The organism is Arthrobacter sp. NQ4 (genome assembly GCF_029077345.1).
GTDB lineage: Bacteria > Actinomycetota > Actinomycetes > Actinomycetales > Micrococcaceae > Arthrobacter.
Genome location: NZ_JARETC010000007.1, coordinates 1 through 17563, shown reverse-complemented (window position 1 = coordinate 17563; position 17563 = coordinate 1). Strand labels below are relative to the sequence as shown.

At 67.0% G+C, this 17563-nt stretch carries 16 protein-coding genes, 1 pseudogene and 1 riboswitch; of the genes and pseudogenes, 11 read left to right on the top strand and 6 right to left on the bottom strand.

Translation table 11 applies throughout. The features are described from left to right. Positions 1 to 3 precede the first annotated feature (3 nt). From aroA to PUN51_RS12945, 7 genes are all read left to right on the top strand, one after another. Entirely contained in the window at positions 4 to 1392 is a 1389-nt protein-coding gene (aroA, locus tag PUN51_RS12975; RefSeq protein WP_275181243.1) for a 3-phosphoshikimate 1-carboxyvinyltransferase, read from the top strand. After that, positions 1376 to 2491 carry a ribosome small subunit-dependent GTPase A gene (rsgA, locus tag PUN51_RS12970; protein WP_159631610.1) on the top strand — a complete coding sequence of 372 codons (1116 nt, stop codon included), beginning with the start codon at positions 1376 to 1378 and terminating at the stop codon, positions 2489 to 2491. Before aroA ends, rsgA begins: the two co-directional genes overlap by 17 nt. Positions 2492 to 2535: 44 nt before the next feature. Beyond that, a complete protein-coding gene (gene hisN, locus PUN51_RS12965) occupies positions 2536 to 3348 on the top strand; it encodes a histidinol-phosphatase (RefSeq protein ID WP_159631609.1) in 813 nt (270 codons plus the stop codon). A 153-nt stretch (positions 3349 to 3501) separates the two neighbouring features. After that, a riboswitch (SAM riboswitch) is annotated at positions 3502 to 3615 on the top strand. A 36-nt stretch (positions 3616 to 3651) separates the two neighbouring features. Then, complete coding sequence (locus PUN51_RS12960) at positions 3652 to 5070, top strand: aminotransferase class V-fold PLP-dependent enzyme (protein ID WP_275181242.1); 1419 nt, start codon at positions 3652 to 3654, stop codon at positions 5068 to 5070. Between the two features lie 85 nt (positions 5071 to 5155). Further along, entirely contained in the window at positions 5156 to 5914 is a 759-nt protein-coding gene (locus PUN51_RS12955; RefSeq protein ID WP_275181241.1) for a class I SAM-dependent methyltransferase, read from the top strand. Positions 5915 to 5987: 73 nt separating this feature from the next. Next, on the top strand, positions 5988 to 6698 hold the full coding sequence (locus PUN51_RS12950; protein ID WP_159631606.1) for a metal-dependent transcriptional regulator: 711 nt from the start codon (positions 5988 to 5990) through the stop codon (positions 6696 to 6698). 48 nt (positions 6699 to 6746) lie between these two features. Continuing rightward, positions 6747 to 7124 carry a hypothetical protein gene (locus PUN51_RS12945; protein ID WP_159631605.1) on the top strand — a complete coding sequence of 126 codons (378 nt, stop codon included), beginning with the start codon at positions 6747 to 6749 and terminating at the stop codon, positions 7122 to 7124. Positions 7125 to 7182: 58 nt separating this feature from the next. On the opposite strand, the gene PUN51_RS12940 is transcribed toward PUN51_RS12945, so the two are convergent. Then, positions 7183 to 8166 (bottom strand): S1C family serine protease, encoded by a 984-nt coding sequence (locus PUN51_RS12940; RefSeq protein ID WP_275181240.1) that lies wholly within the window; start codon positions 8164 to 8166, stop codon positions 7183 to 7185. 214 nt (positions 8167 to 8380) lie between these two features. On the opposite strand from PUN51_RS12940, the gene PUN51_RS12935 reads away from it, so the two are divergent. Both PUN51_RS12935 and PUN51_RS12930 read left to right on the top strand, forming a co-directional pair. Then, positions 8381 to 9490 carry an acyltransferase family protein gene (locus tag PUN51_RS12935; protein WP_275181239.1) on the top strand — a complete coding sequence of 370 codons (1110 nt, stop codon included), beginning with the start codon at positions 8381 to 8383 and terminating at the stop codon, positions 9488 to 9490. Between the two features lie 10 nt (positions 9491 to 9500). Continuing rightward, positions 9501 to 9965: a pyridoxamine 5'-phosphate oxidase family protein gene (locus PUN51_RS12930; RefSeq protein WP_224026495.1), complete on the top strand. Its 465-nt coding sequence runs from the start codon at positions 9501 to 9503 to the stop codon at positions 9963 to 9965. Between the two features lie 55 nt (positions 9966 to 10020). On the opposite strand, the gene PUN51_RS12925 is transcribed toward PUN51_RS12930, so the two are convergent. Next, positions 10021 to 11076, bottom strand: coding sequence for a zinc-dependent alcohol dehydrogenase family protein (locus PUN51_RS12925; RefSeq protein WP_275181238.1), 1056 nt, complete (start codon positions 11074 to 11076; stop codon positions 10021 to 10023). Between the two features lie 187 nt (positions 11077 to 11263). Here PUN51_RS12925 and PUN51_RS12920 point away from each other — a divergent pair, with 187 nt between their 5' ends. Next, complete coding sequence (locus PUN51_RS12920; protein WP_224026497.1) at positions 11264 to 11734, top strand: pyridoxamine 5'-phosphate oxidase family protein; 471 nt, start codon at positions 11264 to 11266, stop codon at positions 11732 to 11734. A 48-nt stretch (positions 11735 to 11782) separates the two neighbouring features. Next, positions 11783 to 12823 carry a zinc-dependent alcohol dehydrogenase family protein gene (locus PUN51_RS12915; protein WP_224026498.1) on the top strand — a complete coding sequence of 347 codons (1041 nt, stop codon included), beginning with the start codon at positions 11783 to 11785 and terminating at the stop codon, positions 12821 to 12823. On the opposite strand, the gene PUN51_RS12910 is transcribed toward PUN51_RS12915, so the two are convergent. The 4 genes and pseudogenes from PUN51_RS12910 to PUN51_RS12895 all read right to left on the bottom strand — a co-directional run. Continuing rightward, complete coding sequence (locus tag PUN51_RS12910) at positions 12793 to 13818, bottom strand: ATP-dependent 6-phosphofructokinase (protein ID WP_224026499.1); 1026 nt, start codon at positions 13816 to 13818, stop codon at positions 12793 to 12795. The genes PUN51_RS12915 and PUN51_RS12910 overlap by 31 nt on opposite strands. Next, on the bottom strand, positions 13815 to 17000 hold the full coding sequence (locus PUN51_RS12905) for an HAD-IA family hydrolase (RefSeq protein WP_224026500.1): 3186 nt from the start codon (positions 16998 to 17000) through the stop codon (positions 13815 to 13817). The genes PUN51_RS12910 and PUN51_RS12905 overlap by 4 nt, the downstream gene beginning before the upstream one ends. A 57-nt stretch (positions 17001 to 17057) precedes the next feature. After that, positions 17058 to 17438 (bottom strand): annotated as a pseudogene (locus PUN51_RS12900) (pyridoxamine 5'-phosphate oxidase family protein); the annotation flags it as partial. Between the two features lie 2 nt (positions 17439 to 17440). Beyond that, positions 17441 to 17563: integrase core domain-containing protein (locus PUN51_RS12895; RefSeq protein ID WP_275181331.1), on the bottom strand; the 123-nt coding region annotated here is incomplete at its 5' end.

Below are 17563 nucleotides of genomic sequence, written 5' to 3'. Positions count from 1 at the left end.
CGAATGACCGCAGCAGCTGCCACCCGGGACACCTCCGGAACACCCGTCCAGCACTGGGCCGCACCTTTCGCGTCCCGGCCCGTCAACGCCACCGTGACCGTCCCCGGATCGAAGTCCCTGACCAACAGGTACCTGGTCCTCGCGGCCCTCGCGGACGGCCCGTCCCGGCTCCGGGCACCCCTGCACTCCAGGGACTCCGCACTCATGATCGAAGCGCTCAGGCAGCTCGGCGCCACCATCACCGAAGTGCCAGGGGACGGATCCTTTGGGCCTGACCTGGAGGTTGTTCCGCTCCCGGCGGCAGCCGCGCCGTCCGCCACCAGGATCGACTGCGGGCTTGCCGGCACCGTCATGCGGTTCGTCCCGCCGCTCGCAGCGCTCCGCAACGGCGCCAGTGTGTTCGACGGCGACCCCCATGCCCGGAAGCGTCCCATGGGGACCATCATCGAAGCCCTCAAAGCCTTGGGCGTGGCCGTTTCCGCCGAAGACGGCACCGCGCCGTCGTCGCTCCCGTTCGTGGTGGAGGGCACCGGCGCAGTCCGGGGTGGCCACCTGGTGATCGACGCCAGCGCCTCGTCGCAGTTCGTCTCCGCCCTCCTGCTGGTGGGAGCGAGATTCGACGAGGGCCTGCACCTTGAGCATGTCGGAAAGCCTGTGCCGAGCCTGGACCACATCAACATGACGGTGGCTGTCCTGCGCGGCGCCGGCGTGTCAGTGGACGATTCTGTCCCCAACCACTGGGTGGTGGCACCGGGACCCATCCGCGCCTTCGACCAAAGGATTGAACAGGACCTCTCCAACGCCGGGCCCTTCCTGGCGGCGGCCCTGGCCTCACGGGGTACGGTCCGCATCCCCAACTGGCCCTTGGAAACGCAGCAGGTGGGCGACCTCTGGCGCGGCATCCTGGCCCGGATGGGAGCCACCGTCTCCCTTGCTGACGGCGTCCTGACCGTCACCGGCGGCCCGGAGATCAAGGGCGGTGACTTCGCTGACACCAGTGAGCTGGCTCCTACGGTCGCGGCCCTGTGCGCCCTTGCCACGGGGCCTTCCCGGCTCAGCGGGATCGCACACCTCAGGGGACATGAGACCGACCGGCTGGCGGCCCTGGTCGCGGAAATCAACCGGCTCGGCGGCGACGCCGAGGAAACCAGCGACGGCCTGGTCATCCGGCCCGCCCGGCTGCACGCCGGCGTAGTCCACAGCTACGCCGACCACCGCATGGCCACGGCCGGGGCAATCCTGGGCCTCGCGGTGGACGGCGTCCAGGTGGAGGACATCGCCACCACAGCCAAGACCATGCCCGACTTTCCGCAACTGTGGACAAACATGCTGGCCCAGGATGCTGCCGGGACCCCGGGGCCGGAAGGGCGCGGCAGTGGCGCGGAGCACTGACTCCTGGGACGAATCAGACGTCCGGATCCGCCCCAGCAAGAAAGGCTCCCGGCCCCGCACCAAGGACCGGCCCAGCCATGACGATGCCGTCACCGGACGGATCATCACGGTGGACCGCGGCCGGTACACGGCAGTGGTGGGCGAAGACTCGGGCAACGAACGCGTTGTCATCGCGGCGCGGGCCCGCGAACTGCGCCGCTCGCCCGTGGTTGCCGGCGACTTCGTCTCACTCGTGGGGGACGTGTCCGGGGCACCGGACACACTTGCCCGCCTGGTGAAAATCCAGGACCGCCACACCCTCCTGCGCCGCAGCGCCGACGACACCGACCCCGTCGAGCGCGCCGTGGTGGCCAACGCCGACCAACTGGTGATTGTGGTGGCGGCCGCCAACCCGGAACCACGCACCGGGTTCATCGACCGCGCCCTGGTGGCTGCCTATGACGCCGGGATCGAGCCGATCCTGCTGGTCACCAAGGCCGACGTGAAAGACCCCGCGGAGCTGCTGTCCAACTACACCCACCTGGACTTCCCGGTGATCATCAGCCGGACCGCCGATGCACAGGCCTCCGGGATCGATGCACGGTCGGACGACGGCCTCTCCGCCCGGCTGGACAGCGCGGCGGTGGCCGACCTCCGCGCCCATCTCGACGGCAAGGTCACCGTGATGCTGGGGCACTCCGGCGTGGGCAAGTCCACCATGGTGAATGCGCTGACCGGCGCCGAGCGGGCCACCGGCGGAGTGAACGCGGTCACGGGGCGCGGCCGCCACACGTCGTCGTCGGCCTTGGCCCTGCGCCTGGCGGACGCGCCGGCCGGCAGCTGGATCATTGACACCCCCGGTATCCGTTCCTTCGGACTGGCACACGTGGACCCGGACCGGATCCTGCGCTCCTTCCCCGACCTGTCCCCCGGCATCGAAAACTGTGAACGCGGGTGCAAGCACACTGCAAACGCGGTGAACTGCGGCCTCGACGACTGGGTGGCAGGCGGACACGCAGGTCCCACCGGCCCGGCACGCCTGGCATCGCTCCGGCGGCTGCTCGGCACGGACCCGCGCATGGACGCACAGGAAACCAAAGAGCTCGGCAGCGTCAACTGACGCGTTCTCCCGGCAGAAGCGTCCACAGACGGTAGTTTGTAACCATGATCCAACCCGCTTCGAGCTACAACGATGACCTGCGCCTGGCCCATGTCCTGGCCGACTCCGTGGATGACCAGACCATGAGCCGCTTCAAGGCCCTGGACCTCCACGTTGAGACCAAGCCGGACCTGACGCCCGTCACCGACGCCGACAAGGCAGCGGAGGAAGCCATCCGCGGCCAGCTCTCGCGCTCCCGGCCCCGCGATGCCGTCCTGGGTGAGGAGTTCGGCAGCACCGGGCACGGTTCACGGCGCTGGATCATCGATCCCATTGACGGGACCAAGAACTTTGTCCGGGGCGTCCCGGTCTGGGCCACGCTGATCGCCCTGGTGGATGAAGGCGAGCCTGTGGTGGGCGTGGTCAGCGCCCCGGCCCTCGGCAAGCGCTGGTGGGCGGCAAAGGGCATGGGCGCGTACATGGGCCGGTCCCTGGCAGCTGCCACCCGGCTGCGCGTCTCCGACGTGTCCAGCCTCTCCGACGCCTCCCTCTCCTACTCCAGCCTGAGCGGCTGGAAGGAACGCGGCAACCTCGACGAGTTCCTCGGGCTGACCGAAGACGTCTGGCGGACCCGGGCCTACGGCGATTTCTGGTCGTACTGCATGGTGGCAGAGGGCTCGGTGGACATTGCCTGCGAACCGGAGCTCAACCTCTACGACATGGCTGCGCTGGTGCCGATCGTGGTTGAGGCGGGCGGCCGGTTCACTTCCCTCGAAGGCGAGGACGGACCGTTCGGCGGGAACGCGCTGGCCACCAACTCGATCCTGCACTCAGAGGTGCTGCACCGCCTCAACCCGTACCTGGACGACCTGCTGTAACTGCCACGGTTTGGCCCCCTTAGGCGAATATTGCGACGCCGGACACCTCCAGACGGGGGTGTCCGGCGTCGTTTATTCGATATTGCGTAACAAAGCCCTTAACAATTGCCGCGGCTTCAATCCTGGCCGCCCCATGTCCTACGCTTTTATGCAGGTCACGAGTGCCAGCGCAAAACCCCGGTTTGCTGGCCGGCAACCCTCCATTCGCGGCGGGGTGCCCCGGGTGACGACCAGGCCGGTCCGGAGTGGATGCGGCAAGCGCGGATTCCCTATGCCGGAGTCCTGTATTCAAGTGAGGTCTCTGTGACAACTGCCACCGTCTCCCCCCAGCCCGCCATTGCCGAATCCGGCGCTCCCGGAGATCGCCACGCCGTTGCCGGCCGTCCCCTTGCTGCCGTCACCGGCGCGGAAATCCAGGCACCACTGATTTCCGGCGGCCACATCCGGTACGCGAACCTTGACTACGGCGCATCCGCTCCGGCGCTCTCCGTGGTCTCCGCCTACCTGAACGAGATCCTGCCGTACTACGCGAGCGTCCACCGCGGGGCCGGCTACGCGTCCCAGATCAGCACGTCCGTTTACGAGAACGCCCGCAGCATCGTCCGGGACTTCGTGGGCGGCCGGCCGGATGATTCGGTCATCTTCACCCGCAACACCACCGATTCGCTGAACCTCCTGGCCGGCTGCCTGCCTGCTACCGACGGCCGGCATGACGGCGAGGTCCTCTACCTGGACATCGAACACCATGCCAACCTCCTGCCGTGGCAGGGCGTTCCGCACCGCAGCATCGTTGCCGCCGACACCATCACCGGCACCCTGGACGCCGTCCGGACCGAGCTGGAGCAGGGCGGCGTCAGCCTGCTGGCCGTCACCGGCGCCTCCAACGTCACCGGCGAGATTCTTCCCATCCGGGCCCTGGCCGCGCTGGCCCACCAGCACGGCGCCCGGATCGTGGTGGACGCGGCCCAGCTCGCGCCGCACCGCAGGGTGGACATCAGCGCGGACGACGTCGACTACCTCGCCTTTTCCGGCCATAAGCTGTACGCGCCGTTCGGCGCGGGTGTCCTGGTGGGACGTCCCGACTGGCTGGACACCGGTGTCCCGCACCTCGCCGGCGGCGGGGCGGTCAAGGAAGCACGGCTCGACGGCGTCAGCTGGGCCACGGGCCCGGCCCGCCACGAGGGGGGCTCGCCGAACGTCCTCGGCGCCGCCACCCTGGCCCGCGCCACCCAGGTCATCGCCGAACTCGACCAGGACCGGTGGCACGCCCACGAATCCGCCATCCGTTCCTTCCTGGTGGAGGGCCTGCAGGACATCGACGGCGTCACCGTCCACCAGATCTTCAAGGACACCAACCCGGAAACGGACACCATCGGCGTGGTCAACTTCTCGGTCGAGGGCTACGACGCAGGGCTGGTGGCCGCCTACCTTTCCGCAGAGCACGGGGTGGGCCTGCGCGACGGCCGCTTCTGCGCCCATCCCCTGCTGAAGCGCCTGGGCCTGCCGTCCGGCTCCCTCCGGGCAAGTTTCGGCGTGGGTTCGCGGCTGGAAGACGCCGAACGCCTCCTCGCCGGCATCCGGACGCTGCGCAGCAACGGACTGGGATGGGATTACGTGGTGGATGCGGGCCGCTGGGTGCCCGCCAATGATTTCCGCACCTACCCGCACTGGGCGCCCAATACCCCCGGGACGGCCGGAGCAGCCCCCTGCCTGGACGACTAGGCGGCGGGGCGGCGGCTGCCTGCTGATGCCGGGCATGCGGTAAATTCGAAGGACATCCGCAAGCAGCACCAGAAGGAGGCCACGCGTGGTTCGGGGTGGCCCCAGGCTTGATCACGGCCGGCGCACGGAGCTCGGGCAGAGCTTCCAGGACGGCGGCCGCCACTACCAGCGGGTCCGTCCCGGCTATCCTGCGGAATCTGCACGGTGGCTGGTACCGGCCGGAGCCCATGACGCCCTGGACGTCGGCGCCGGTACGGGAAAGTTCACCGCATTGCTGCTGGCCATGGGGCTGGACGTCACCGCCGTCGACCCCTCTGCGGACATGCTCGCCCAGCTGAAGGCCCACTGCCCCGCCGCCACGGCTGCGCCGGGGACTGCCGAGGCGACAGGCCTTCCCGACGCTGCCTTCGACGTCGTGACCGTTGCCCAGGCGTGGCACTGGTGCGACCCCCTGGCGGCAAGCACCGAGCTGGCGCGCGTCCTGCGCCCGCACGGAACACTTGGCCTGGTTTGGAACCAGCTGGACACCTCCGTCCCCTGGGTGCACCGGCTCTCCCGGATCATGCACGCCGGCGATGTGTACCGGCCCGGCCACAAGCCCGTCGTCGGGCCAGAATTCCACCGGCTCGAAGGTCACGTCACCCACTGGCAGGACAGGGTGACCACCGGGCACTTGATGGAGCTCACCAAGTCGCGCAGCTACTACCTTCGGGCCGGTGAGGCGACGCGGGCAAAAGTTCTGGCCAACCTGGACTGGTACCTGCACGAGCACCTGGCCCATGCCCCCGGCCAGGAACTTGACCTTCCCTACCTCACCCTGGCCTGGCGCGCCACCAAGGCATGACGCACGCGGTCTGCGGCGGGGTGGCCGAAGCGGCGCACTCTGCCGCACCGGCCAAACCGGTAGGCTTGGGCATGTGAAGACCAGCGCGCCCTCCTCCTCGATCGAGGACTACGTCAAGGTCATCTACTCATTCACCGAATGGCAGGACAAGCCCATCACGTCCTCCCAGCTGGCACAGCGGCTGGGAGTGGCAAATTCCTCGGTCTCGGAAATGGTCCGGAAGCTGAAGGACCAGGGCCTGGTGGACCACAAGCCCTACAGCGCCGTCACGCTGACCGAGGCCGGCCTGCGCCTGGCCCTGTCCATGGTCCGGCGCCACCGGCTCATCGAGACCTACCTCGTCCAGCGGCTCGGCTACAGCTGGGACGAGGTCCACGATGAAGCTGAACAGCTGGAGCATGCAGTGTCGGATACGTTCATCGAGCGCGTTGCCGCCAAGCTCGGGGACCCTAAGCGGGACCCGCACGGCGACCCCATCCCCACCGCGGACGGCCAGGTCCTGATGCCGCGCGCCCACCTGCTCGCCGCGCTGGACCAGGGACACAGCGGCAAGATCACCAGGATCAGCGATGACAACCCCGAGCTCCTGCGGTACCTCGCCGCCCAGGACATCGACCTCGACGCCGAAGTCGAGGTGATGGGACGGCGGCCGTTTGGCGGCGCGCTGATGGTCCGGATCGCCGGTTCGGGCGGCACCCGCGACTACGACCTTGCTGACGAAATCGCCTCAGCGTTGTGGGTCTCCAGCGACACCCCGCACCCGGGCTGCGTCCTCGGCGGTTAAGCGGGCTGTCCTCTGCCGATTTGGCCGGCTCCCGTATGGTGGAAGGTGATGATCAGCAGACGCGACGCAGCAATAACCCTTGATGTTCCCCTTGAGATGGCACAGCGCCACGGCCTGCCGAAATGGATGTCGGAGGACGAGCTCCGCGGCATCATGGACAATCCCCCGCCCTGGCTGGTGCAGTCACGGGCCAACCGCACCGGCAAACGGCCCGTCTGGGTACACCTGGAATGCGCCGTCTGCGGGTACGAGGAAGCCGCCCGGCCCAAGAAGTGGTGGCCGGACTTCACCTACGTGGTGTGCGGGCACCACGCCCCTTCGGACGTTCCCGCCGTGCGCCCCGGCTGCGTCCGCAGCGAGTACGACGGCGTGGGGACGCGTTTCGTGGGCATCGCTGACGTGGAAGCGCCTCCGGTCAGCCAGTAGCCTTTCGTACTTCGCCTTCCGGACGTGCCCGCCCACGGTGCCGGGCCGCCGTCGACCCTTATCCAGCGCCGTTGGCCGTCATTTCCTCCGGAACAGCCGTCAGGTGGAGCTCGGCGCCGTCCCGCAGCACGGCCAGGTCGAGCGGCTGGCCGATGGCATCGGCGAACAGCAGGCGCTGCAGGCTCTCGGCGTTGCTGACCGGGTGGCCGCCGGCTGTGACAATGACGTCCCCTGCCGACAGGCCTGCCTTGCCTGCCGGCGAACCGGGCAGCACCTCAACCACCCGAAGCCCTTGCCGCCGCCCGGTGCGGATCACGGCGCTCGAGCCGAGCTGCATCGGGGTGCTCACCAGGCCCAGGTACGCGCGGCGCACCCTTCCGTCTGACAGCAGAGCGGAGATAATCCTGCGAGTGGTGGCGTTGATCGGGATCGCCAGCCCCAATCCGGCTCCGGCCACGGCAGTGTTGATGCCCACGATCCTGGCGTGGGTGTCCGCCAGCGCACCGCCGGAGTTTCCGGGGTTCAGGGCCGCGTCTGTCTGGATGACGTCCTCGATGACCCGCCGGTTACCGCCCGACCAAACCGGAATGGCCCTGCCCAGGCCGCTGACCACCCCCGCGGTCACCGAACCGGCAAGTCCCAGCGGGTTTCCCACTGCGACCACCAGTTGGCCCACCCGGAGCGATTCCGCCGCACCGAACTCTGCAGGCCGAATCCCGGGCCGCGAACCTTTCACCACGGCAAGGTCTGACAACGGGTCCGCGCCCACCAGTTCCAGCTCCATCCTGCTGCCGTCGCCAAAGACCGCGAAGCCTTGCCGGGTGTCGGCCACCACGTGGGAGTTTGTGAGCAGATAGCCGTCCTCGGTGAAGAGGACTGCGGAGCCTGCGCCCACCCTGACCCGTCCGTTGCGGCGCTGCGCCGTCATTTCAATGGCTGCGACGTGGGGCGTGACTGCCGCCGCGACGCGCATCACTGTCTGCGAGTAAGAGTCCAGGACGTCGCCTGTGTCCGCTGGCATGGGTTCCTGCGCCTGTTCCATGGCGCACCTCCGGATTCAGTTCCGCTCTCGGCGGTCGGGTGCCCTCAGGGGCCTTACGGAAGTCAACGATGCAGGGCCCGAATCCAGTCCCGCGCCGGCTACGCCTTCGGTGAACGGTGCCGGGGCAGCGCTGCACTTTGTGAGGGTACCCTCAACGCCCTCAATATTCCATCAAGTAGAGAAATACCTGCTGCCGCGCTGTTAGCTTGGGGCAATGTCACGGGGGAATCACGGACCAGCCGTTGCGGAGCAGCCGGCAAAGGTCCGCGTCGAATGGATTGATGCGGCACGGGGCCTGTGCGTCGTCGCGGTGGTGCTCTTCCACGTTGGGTTGTGGCACTTCCTCCGCTTCGAGCACGAGGCCAGCGTAGCGTTCACCTTCTGGGACATGGTGGCCACCGGACTTGGCTCGGTCCGCATGCCGCTGCTCCTTGCCGTCTCCGGAATCCTTGCCGCCTCCAAGGTCCGCAACGGGTTCGGGAACGGCAGGGCGTGGAAGTACAGCCTGAACAACTACTACCTGTACGCCGTATGGCTGCTTCTCTATGCACTGCTCAGCGTCGTCCTGGCGGGTTCGCCGCGGCCGCAGCGGGTTGGCTCTGCCGGCGATTTCTTCCTGCAGCTCATCGCCCCGGACACTCCCCTCTGGTTCATTTACGCCCTGGCCGTCTACGTCCCGCTGCTGGCCCTCTGCAGGAAACTCCCGTCGTCGGTGGTCCTGGCCGCTCTTGCAGCCTTGAGCATCATCACCGCCGTGCTGGTAGACAGCACCGCCGGCCAGTGGGGCAAAGTCCCGGAGCTTGCGGTCTTCTTCGCCGCCGGTGTCTACGGAAAGAACATCTTCCTGCACATCGCGGGCGCCCGCAGGCTGCGCTGTCTCGCGGTGTCACTCCCGGCCTTCGTTGCCCTGATGGCGCTGCCGGAGATCCACCCCGGCCTCGATCAGGCCGTCTTCATAGTTCAAGGACTGGCCGCTGTCATTGCACTGGTAGCGATGATCAGTGCGGTCACCAGGTACCGGCCCATTGCGGTGGCAGGGTCGTGGATTGGGCGGCGCACGCTTGGCATCTACCTCCTGCACACGCCCATCATGGATTTCCTTGTGCTGGCTTTCCACGGCCCTTTGTCGCCGGTTGGGCCGGCCATCTCGAAGTCATTGCCCATCGCGCTGGTCTACCCGCTTGCCTTGACCGCGGCCGTCATCGCCGCCTGCGTGGGGGTCGAATCCCTCTTCAGGAGATGCGGGTTGACGTTCCTGTTCCAACGTCCGGGCGCCATGCCGGGTCCTGTGCCCACCCGTGCGCGGCTGGTGTCCAGGCTCTAGGATCGGTAGCATGACTGATTCGCCTGCCGGGTCCCGGACCGAACTGTTGAATCCCGACGAATGCTGGCGGTATCTTCGGTCCTCCTACATCGGCCGGCTGGCAGTCATCAACGGTGACGTGCCCGAGATCTTTCCGGTGAACTTTTCCGTTGCCGGGGAAACGCTGGTGTTCCGCACGGCACCGGGCACCAAGCTGCGAGCCCTGCTCAGTGGCGCAGTTGCAGCCCTGGAAGTGGACGGGCTCAATCCGTACGCCACGGAGGTCTGGAGCGTGGTGGCCAAAGGCAGGCCGGAACCCTTCGATGAGGAACGGATGGCTTTGCCGGACGCCGATGCCGACCGGGAACCGTGGGAGCCGGGTATCAAGGACCATCTGGTGGCCATTACCCCCACGGACATCACCGGGCGGCGTTTTGCCGTGCGGTCGCGCACGCGGTGGTGGCCGCCGGTCGACTTCTCCGCGGACTGGCTCTAGGTCCCGGCAGCCCCTCCGCAGTTCCCGCCAGGCCTGTGCAGTTCCAGCCAGGACGTCACGATGTGAGGATCACCTTGAGCGCCTTGGTCTCGGCAGCCCGGGAGAACGTGTCGTAGGCGTCGAGGAACTGGTCGAAGCCGAAGTGGTGCGTGGCGAATTTCTCCGCCTTGATCTTCCCCTGCGCCACGAGCCTGAGCAGCATGGGCGTGGTGTTGGTATTCACCAAACCCATGCTGATGTTGATGTTCTGGATCCATAGATTCTCCAGATGCAGTTCCACTGGTTTTCCATGCACCCCGACGTTGGCCACAGATCCGCCGGGCCGCACTATCCCGGTGCACATGGAAAAGGTTGCAGGGACGCCCACGGCCTCGATGGCGACGTCGACGCCGCGCCCTCCGGTCAGGGCCATGACCTGGTCCTTCCAGTCAGCTCTGCCCGAGAGAACTGTGTCCGTGGCGCCGAACTCCGTGGCCTTGAGGAGGCGGTTGGCGTCCAGGTCGATGGCTACGACCGTGGCCGCCCCATAGAGCCCGGCCGTGGTGATCGCCGCCAGTCCCACGGGCCCGGCACCGACCACCGCCACAGTGTCGCCTGGCTTCACCCGACCGTACTGGACGCCGATTTCAAACCCGGTGGGAAGAATATCGGACAGCATCACCGCCTGCTCGTCGCTGACGCCCCCGGGCAGCAGGTGCAGCGAGTTTTCGGCGTAGGGGACCCGGACATATTCCGCCTGGGTCCCGTCGATCAGGTGGCCGAAAATCCAGCCGGCGCCTTCCTGGCCCTCGGCTCCCAGGCAGTGCGAATAAAGTCCCGTCCTGCAGTTCGCACAGTGGCCGCAGGATTTGATGCAGGAGATGATGACGCGGTCGTTCAGCTTCAGTCCGGTGACGGACGGACCGGTTTCCACAACGGTTCCCACGCCCTCATGGCCCAGGATGCGCCCCTGTTCGACGGCGGGAACGTCACCTTTGAGGATGTGCAAATCCGTGCCGCAGATGGTGGTGGTGTCGACTTTGACAATGGCGTCACCAGGTTGCTGGATTCTGGGGTCCGGGACGTCGGTCCAGGACTTCTCCCCGGGTCCGCCGTAGACGAGGGCTTTCATGGGATTCTCCTTAGGCTGAAGGCCGGCCCTGTGGCATGCCGGGCGGCTTGCGCGGACTGTGCAGCCCCAGCAGGCATCCCACAGCGTCCCACCGGGCCGGGCGGGTCCCAAGTGCCATAGGTCCTCCCTTTTTCGCCGGGCCTTTATGCCCTTTCCGGATGCCGGAGAGTTGCCTACGCTGTGGCCTATGACTGACAACACGAACGTACCTGTCCCGGAAATCCTCGATGCGGAAGAGTGCTGGACCCTCCTCGGCCAAACCGGGGTGGGGCGGCTGGCCGTCATCGCCGACGGCCATCCCGACGTCTTTCCCGTCAACTACAAGGTGGACCGCCAAACGCTGGTTTTCCGCACCGGTGCCGGCACCAAGCAGCAGGCCATCGAGTCGGACGCCACCGTGGCGCTGGAAGCAGATGCTGTCAGCGCACAGTTCGGCCTTGCGTGGAGCGTCGTAGTCAAGGGCAAGGCCGTTGAAACAGTGCCGACAGGGCCTGACCTTGATGACATCCGGCGGGCCCTGTTTCCTTGGCAGGGCGTGGGGCAGGAGCATTTCATCCGCATCACGCCGGAGTCGGTAACGGGACGGCGCTTCACCATGAACGCCCCACTTTTGTGGCAGAGCCCCCTGGACGACGCGACCCGGGCCGGCTTCGAGTAAGCGGGCCGCCGCGAGCCACGGGCCTGCAGGCTCCGGGCAGGAGAAACAATGCGCGCATGGTGGGTTAATGAGCCCGGCGCCATATCCACCCATCCACTGGTACAGGGGATCCGCGCCGCGCCCCGGCCAGCAGCCGGTGAAATCCTTGTGGAAGTGAGCGTCTGCGGCGTTTGCCGCACCGACCTCCACCTCGCCGAGGGAGACCTGCCTCCGCGGCACCCGCAGGTGGTGCCCGGGCACGAAGCAGTCGGCGTCGTCATTGAAACGGGGCCGGACTGCTCCCGCTTCAGGCCCGGTGACAGGGTCGGGGTAGCATGGCTGGGCGGTGTCTGCGGCCGCTGCGACTACTGCCGCCGCGGCGACGAGAATCTGTGCGTAGCACCGGTGTTCACCGGATGGGACCGGGACGGCGGCTATGCCGAGCAGATGACCGTCTCAGAGGACTTTGCCTACCCGGTACCCGCGGTCTTCACCGACGAACAGGCCGCGCCGCTGCTCTGTTCCGGGATCATCGGATACCGGGCCCTGAAGCGCGCCGCCCTGCCCGTTGGCGGGCGCCTGGGCATCTACGGCTTCGGCAGCTCTGCGCACATCACGGCCCAGCTCGCGCTCAAGCAGGGCGCCTCCGTGTTCGTGATGACGCGTTCCGAAAATGCCCGGGCGCTCGCAATGGAGTTGGGTGCTGAGTATGCGGGAGACGCTTACGACAGCCCGCCGGTACCGCTCGATGCTGCCATTCTCTTCGCCCCGGTGGGCGGTCTGGTCCCGGTCGCGCTGCGTGCCCTGGACCGTGGCGGGACCCTGGCCATCGCCGGGATCCACCTGAGCGGCATCCCTTCCCTGGATTACGGCAGGGAGCTCTTCTTCGAACGCCAGGTGCGCAGCGTGACAGCCAATACCCGGGCCGACGGGCGTGAGTTCCTGGCCCTCGCGGCGCGGCTTTCCCTGTCCATCACCACTACGGCCTACCCTTTCGATGCTGCGGACAGAGCTTTGGAAGACCTGGCAGCCGACAGGATTACGGGATCCGCCGTTTTGCGGATCCGGCCGGAGGACAGTCAGCCGAACAGGACAGCGGCCTCCTGGTAGCGCGCCTCCGGCACCACCTTCAGTGCCCCCAGCGCTTCCTCGAGGCCAACGTTGACGATGTCGGTGCCCCGAAGCGACACCATGGTGCCCCACCTTCCTGCCGCAGCGGACTCGACGGCGGCCAGCCCCAGCCGGGTGGCAAGGACACGGTCGAAGGCCGTGGGTTCGCCACCGCGCTGGATGTGGCCCAGGACCGTGGCCCGGGTTTCGATGCCTGTCCTCATCTGCAGTTCCCCCTCCAGCAGCAGTCCGATGCCTCCCAGGCGCGGCCGTCCGAAGGTATCCAGGCCACGGGGAGAGTAGGGGGCCGGGTGGCCCTCGGGCGCGAAGGCCTCGGCCACGACGACAAGGGGCGCCCTGCCACGGTCACGGGCGGAAAGTACCCACGAGCAAATTTGGTCCAGGGACACGGGGTGCTCAGGCACCAGGATGGCGTGCGCACCGGAGGCCATTCCCGAATGCAGTGCTATCCAGCCCGCATTGCGGCCCATGACTTCGGCAACCATGCACCGGTGATGGGATTCGCCTGTAGTCCGCAAGCGGTCGATGGCCTCGGTGGCAGTCTGGACCGCCGTATCAAAGCCGAACGTGTAGTCCGTGGCGCCGAGGTCATTGTCGATGGTCTTGGGCACCCCCACCACATTGATGCCCTGTCCGCACAGCTCGCGGGCTGCCGCCAAGGTGCCCTCTCCCCCGATGGCAATCAGTCCGTCGAGGCCGTTGCGCTGGACGCAGGCGCGGACGCCGTCGATCCCCTTCTCCACCAGCGGATTGGTCCTGGACGTGCCCAGGATGGTTCCGCCCAGGCGCGAAATACCCCGGACGCTCGTCCGGGGTAACGGAACAACGTCCTGTTCCAGGACACCACGCCACCCATCCCGGAATCCCAGGAATTCGTACCCATGCGCAACATCACCGCCCAGCACGGCTCCCCGGATAACCGCGTTGACTCCCGGGCAGTCACCCCCGCTGGTGAGGATCCCCAGCCTCTTCATGACGCCGCCACCCCCGGATCCTTTACAGGTATGGGGAACTGCCGGGTCTGGCCGGGTGGAAGGACCACATCATTGCCGGACACGTGCACAGTGATGGGGCCGGCGTCACCGGGTGCGGAAGCGATGCTCATGTGCCCGTCCTTAAGGTTGACCCGGAGGCGGTGGCCCCGGTACAGGACCTCAAAGGCTACCGCACGGAGCCCCGTCGGCAGGTTGGGAGCGAACAGGATGGTGTCGCCGCTGAACCGCAGCCCCGCAAAGCTGCGCTGGACCACGTCGATGGTTCCGGCCATCGCACCTAAATGGATACCCGTGCGGGTGGTGCCGTGTTGGGTGTCGTCGAGGTCGGCGTCGAGCGCTTCCCGGAAGCTGTCCCATGCCCGGTCCGCATCCAGGCCTGCCAGGACAGAGGCGTGTGCCACCCGGCTCAGCGTGGACCCGTGGGCCGTCCGGGCCAGGTAGTACTCGATGGTCCGGTTGAGTTGTTCCTGCGTAAAGCCGTAGTGCAGCCGCTGGAGGATGGCGATCAACCCTTCATGGCCCAGGAGGTACGGGAGCATCAGGACATCCGCCTGCTTTGCCAGTTTGTAGCCGTTGGTTGCGTCGTCTTCAGCTTCGAGGATCAGGTCCAGCCGTTCAATGTCGCCGTACCGGTCCCGGTAGTGTTCCCAGTCGAGTTCCTGCAAGTTCCCGTAGCCTTCGAACTGGCTGATCACGCCGTCACTGTGAAAGGGCACGTACATGGCGGTTCCCATGTGCGCCCACCCGGCTGTTTCCTCCTCGCTGACTCCAAGGCGTTCCATGAGTCCGGCACGCTCGCTGCCGTGCAGGAAGGACATGATGCCTGCTGCCTGCGAGCAGACCCAGGCCGCCATGACATTGGTGTACGCATTGTCATCCAGCCCGGGTTTGTCGCGGCCGGGATAGCCCGTGTGGTACTCGTCCGGACCCACCACGTCCCGCAGGTGGTACCTGCCGCCGTGGTCGTCGTAGGCCGCCAGGGAGTGGAAGAACCGGGCAACCTCGATGACCAGCTCAGCCCCCTTCTGGAGGAGCCAGATCTTGTTTCCCGTGGCCTGGAAGTACTGCCAGGCATTGAAGGCCACGGCCAGGCCGGAGTGGACCTGCAGGTGCGAGTGGTCCCGCACCCACCTGCCGGACCTGTCGTTGTACAGCCATTTTGGGGTTTCTTCGGTCCCGTCACTTCCGCTTTGCCACGGGAACTTCGCGCCTGCGAGTCCCTCCGTGGCAGCCGCGTGCCGGGCCGCCGGAAGCCGGCGCCACCGGTAATCGAGCACTGAGCGGGCAATATCGGGAGTCCTTGAGGTGAGTACCGGGAGGACGAACAGCTCATCCCAGAAGACATGGCCTCGGTAGCCCTCGCCGTGCAGGCCGCGGGCGGTAACGCCGGCGTCCAGTTCAGCCGTGTGGTGTGTCAATGTCTGCAGGAGATGGAAGATGTGCAGGTTGAGGACCAGCCGCACCTGGACCGGCGCGTCAATCTCCACCAGGAACGGACGGAGCTCGCGCCGCCATGCCTCCTCGTGCGCCGCCAGCAATGCATCGAAGTTTCCGCCGGTACGCTCAAGGACCGCACGGGCCCCCGTTTCCGGCGAGGCGATGGCCCGGTCGCGGGACGTCACCACCGCCACCGTCTTGGTGATCTGGACCGGGATACCGGCCTCGAGGGAGAGCCGCAGGGTCCGGAAGTGGAAAGCCCCTTTCCTGCCCACCTCGGTTCCGGCCGCCCCAGGAGAAACATGGGTCCGGTAGGCTGCGGCGATGCGGATCAGGCTTTGGGTGGTTTCAACTTCGACGACGGAGGCGGCGTCCGGGGGCAGGTCCTGGTCCGGGCACGGCGGGGCTGTCCTGTCTGCCAGGTGGACATCGGATCCTTGGGCGCGTTCGGGCAGGTTGGCATTGCGGACACCGGCATTGATTCCGCTGCGGACCTCAACTGCTCCGCTCCAGCCCAGTGCCGTAATAACCGTTTGAAGGGCCAGCAGGTGGGGTTCGGCCATGGACGCAAAGCGGGTCTGTACCACTTCCAGGCGCCGCCGGTCCGGCCCCTCCAGTAACAGCCTTCGCTCCAGCACCGCCCTCTTGAGGTCCAGGACCCTCCGTTCGCGCACCACGGCCATGCCGCCTTCCGACCACCATTGCCGGCCGGGCAGGCGAAGATCAAGGGGAAGGCAGTCGGGTGCGTTGACCATGTGTTCTTCCAGCAGCATCTCGTCGGCGGACTTTGCCCTGACACGGTTGTAGACGCCGGCGAGGTACATTCCTGCGTAGCTGAACGGACCACCCTCCGGCGCCGCCCCACGGACGCCCATGTAACCGTTGCCAAGGGTGGTCAGGGCTTCCCGGTGTCCCTCGTGGGCGGCGTCGAAACCTTCGAACACGAGGTGCCAGGCATTGCCGATGACCTGGCCCAGGTCCAGCTCTCCCACGTCGTTGAGGACTGTTCCGGCGCCCGCGGCTTCGAGCTGCCTGCGGTTGCCGGTGCGGTCGATCCCCACCACGAGGCCAAAACCGCCCCGCCGCCCTGCCTCAACGCCTGCAGCGGAGTCCTCAATCACCACGGCATGCGATGGAGCGACTCCCAGCCTGGCTGCCGCCTCAAGGAAAGCGTCAGGTGCCGGCTTTCCCTGCAGCCCAAGACGTGCCGCCGCCGCTCCGTCCAACACCACGGTGAAGAAGCCCTGTATGCCCGCTGCCGCCAGAACCGACGCGGCGTTCCGGCTTGACGTGACGACGGCCGTTGGCACCTCCGCGCGTGCGAGCCGTTGCAGCAGTTGCAGCGTTCCGGGGTAGCTTTGGACGCCATCCCGCTGGAGGTGTTCCAGGAACAGGGCGTTCTTCCACCGGCCCAGGCCGAATCCGGTCCAGGTTCCGGCCTCATCTGTCTCCTGGCCTATTTCAAGATGCACTCCCCTGCTTGCCAGGAACCGCACCACGCCTTCCTCGCGGGGCATGCCATCGATGAAGGTGAGGTAGTCCGACCTGCTGAGCGGGGCACGGTTGGTACCGGATGGAATCCTCGGGTCCTGCAGGATCCGGTCGAAGGCGTCCTTCCATGCGGCATGGTGGACCAGGGCCGTGTTGGTGACCACCCCGTCCAAGTCGAAAATGACGGCGTCGAACGGAGGCTTGGCAGCGGCGGCGGTGGGGGACGCGATCATAGGTCAGTGCTACCAGCAAGGAGTCGTTCAGCAAAGGGCCGATGGGCCCGCCGCCGGCTACGCAGAGTCCCTGCCCGCACGTTGCCCCACGTGGTTCCACCAGGTCAGCGGGGACGTGATGGTGAAGCGCCTGCCGCTGACGGAAGTGGGGACGATTCGGACAAAGTGGTCCTTTTCTCCGGCCTGCCAGGGAAACAACGTGAGGCCCGCCCCGGACAGGAGCTCCTCTGACGGCTCCAGGATGACGGCCTTGCCTTTGACCAGCACGCTCCACGCCTGGACGTCGTCATGGCCGTCTGCTTCAAGCGCGACGGCGAGTGGTCCCCCGGCGGCCCGCAGCTTGGTTCCTTCCCCGGTGCGGAAGATCACCGACTGTTGATCCACCTTGTAGTTGACGGGGAAGACTTCCGGATATCCGTCCACCAGCACGGCTAGATGTACTAACCCGGTTGGTTGGTGACGCGGCTGGCGGGTGAGGCGCCTTTGAGTGCAGTGTGTGGCCTGCGCTGATTGTAGTACTCGATGAAGTCGGGGTAGCAGGATTGCCGTTCGGCTTCTGAGCT